Annotated in this window: 1 pseudogene; it reads right to left on the minus strand. The window is 58.0% G+C overall.

What is annotated here, in order from left to right:
- Nucleotides 1–61: 61 nt before the first annotated feature.
- A pseudogene (locus KW841_RS30215) lies at nucleotides 62–255 on the minus strand (IS110 family transposase); the annotation flags it as partial.

Below are 255 nucleotides of genomic sequence, written 5' to 3' on the forward strand. Positions count from 1 at the left end.
GGGTCAATTTTTTTCAGCAGGGGGTCAGACAGTTAGTACCTCGGTGGCAGAACTCTGTCGCTCAGTGGCCCATCGTCGCTGGCTGGCCATCACCAGCGTGGCGACGATAAGTCTGGTCATTCTGTAGAAGCACCCAGACGATTCGCAGGTTGCGGTTGGCTAGCCTGATCGCAGCCTCCTTGCGGCCCAACCGGCTCATCCAGTGCAACAAGCGGCGGTCATCGGGTTGCTGGGAATCAGGTCGTAGTTGTTGCA

The sequence above is a fragment of the Pseudomonas sp. PDM28 genome (assembly GCF_019219115.1).
GTDB classification, from domain to species: Bacteria; Pseudomonadota; Gammaproteobacteria; order Pseudomonadales; family Pseudomonadaceae; genus Aquipseudomonas; species Aquipseudomonas laurylsulfatiphila.